The organism is Thiorhodococcus mannitoliphagus, assembly GCF_010915725.1.
Taxonomy (GTDB): Bacteria; Pseudomonadota; Gammaproteobacteria; order Chromatiales; family Chromatiaceae; genus Thiorhodococcus; species Thiorhodococcus mannitoliphagus.
Map to the genome: position 1 here is coordinate 1 of NZ_JAAIJR010000296.1, position 2,158 is coordinate 2,158.

Sequence of the window (2,158 nt, forward strand, 5' to 3'; positions counted from 1 at the left end):
GTCGGATCAGTGTCCGCTTTCAGCTCGGAATGCTGTCCGCTTTGACGTCGGATTGGTGTCCGGTTTGGATCGGAATAGGTGTCCGGATTCGGCCGGAATACTCAGTGGCCTGCACCAGGTCGTTTTCGGCGCCAGTGGTGACGTCATCGAAGGCGGTTTCCTCCGCGCCGCGGCCGCCGAGCATCACTTGCAGCCGGGCTTGCAGATACTTGCGCGAGAGGTTGTAGCGGTCGTCCTGCGGGCGCTGCTCGGTGACGCCCAGCGCCATGCCGTGCGGGACGATGGTGACCTTGTGGACCGGATCGGCCTCCGGCGTGAGCCAGGCGACCAGCGCGTGACCGCTCTCGTGGTAGGCGACGATCCGGCGGGACTCCGCATCCAGCGTCAGCGGCAAGGCCTCACCGAGCAGGATGCGGTCGAGTGCCGTCTCGAAGTCTTGGCGCTCCACCTTGGCGTGGCTGTCGCGCGCCGCGACCAGCGCCGCCTCGTTGCAGAGGTTAGCCAGCTGGGCGCCGCTCATGCCCATGGTGATGGCGGCGAAGGTATCCAGGTCGGCGTCTTGCGCCAGCGCGAGCTCCCGCGTGTGGATGCCCAGGATCGCCCTGCGCCCATTGCGGTCCGGCAGACCCACGACCACCTCGCGGTCGAAGCGTCCAGGTCGGCGCAGTGCGGGGTCGAGCACATCAGGGCGGTTGGTTGCGGCCAGGACGATGACGCTCATGCGCGCGTCGAAGCCATCCATCTCGACCAACAGCTGATTCAGCGTCTGCTCGCGCTCGTCGTTCACCATGCCGAGTCCGGCACCGCGGCGGCGGCCGATGGCGTCCAACTCGTCGACGAAGAGGATAGCGGGCGCCGCGGCCTTGACTTCCTGAAACAGGTTGCGCACCCGGCTGGCACCGACGCCGACGAACATCTCGACGAACTCCGAGCCGCTGATGGAGAAGAAGGGCACCTGCGCCTCGCCCGCGACGGCCCGCGCCAGCAGCGTCTTGCCGGTCCCGGGCGGTCCGGCCAGCAGCACGCCGCGCGGGGTGCGGGCGCCGAGCGCGTGGTAGCGATCCGGCGACTTGAGGATGGAGACGATCTCCTGGAGCTGCCCCTTGGCGGCGTCGACGCCGGCGACGTACGCGAAGGTCACCGCTGGGGTCTCCTCACGGACGAAGCGCTTTGCCTGCGACTTGCCGGCGCCGAAGATGCTCTGCTGCTGTTGCATGGCCCGGCGCCCCATCCACCAGAAGAACCCGACCAGCAGGGCCGTCGGGAGCAGGCTGCCAAGGATTCTGGCGGTGTAATGCTCGGACTTCGGGACCGCGGCGATGGCCACCTGATGCGCTTCCAGCTTGCTCAGGAGCTGCGGGTCGCCGACCGAGCTGGGGAAGACCGTGGTGAACTCCGAGACCTGGACTTGATCACTGGTTGCCGTCTCGACTGGTGCCGGCGGCTTGGTGGCGGTCGCCTTGCCAGGGGTGGTGGTCGTCTTGCTTGACGGTGTCTGATCGCTGTTGCTCGACGCCTGGATCAGCACGCCAGAGCTGCGATTCCAATCACGCGGTGCCTTGAGCTTGCCGGCGATCTCGCTGCCCTGGATGCCGACCTCTGACACATTGTTCTGCTGCACCTGCTCGATGAAGGTGCTGTAGGGGACCTTGGCAACCGTCGGGGCGCCATCGAAGAGGAAGGGCAGGGTGTTCCAGGCCAGCAGCAGCGCCAGCGTCATCCACCAAAACGCGCTTGCAGCCGGCGGGGGCTCGCGTCCCGGTCCCGTCGCCAATCCGCCGTCCGTCGGCGGAAGTGTCTGCGAGCTGCCGCGACGGATGGGATTGAGCCGCCAGCGTCCAATGGTGCCGAGCGCGGCTAGAGCGAGCACCCAAAGCACCCAGCCTGCATCAGTCGTCCACAAGGCTTCAGTTGTCATCATCTCGTTCCTCTTGATCGCCTGCTTGCGAGTCGACGAGCGAGATTCGTGCCGTGCCCCCACCTGCGGCCGGTCAGGCTGCGCATGCGCGGCCGCAGCGACGCCGCTTGGGCGCTCATCCCCGTATGGCTGATAGGCTCAACCTGGGCCAGCCGTCTGCGCGGAGTGCGGCCTCTGAATGATGTCTCAGCAACAGCATTCGGCGCCGAACTGATCAATGCGCTGCCAGAACTGAGTCCA

The 2,158-nt window shown here is 66.9% G+C and carries 1 protein-coding gene and 1 pseudogene; one reads left to right on the top strand and one right to left on the bottom strand.

The window, feature by feature from the left end; translation table 11 throughout:
* Positions 1-85: 85 nt before the first annotated feature.
* Positions 86-1,921: pseudogene (ftsH, locus tag G3480_RS26290) on the bottom strand (ATP-dependent zinc metalloprotease FtsH); the annotation flags it as partial.
* A gap of 45 nt (positions 1,922-1,966) precedes the next feature.
* Between ftsH and G3480_RS28055 the strand changes: the two are divergent.
* The coding region (locus G3480_RS28055; protein ID WP_206171919.1) for a hypothetical protein at positions 1,967-2,158 on the top strand (192 nt) is incomplete at its 3' end.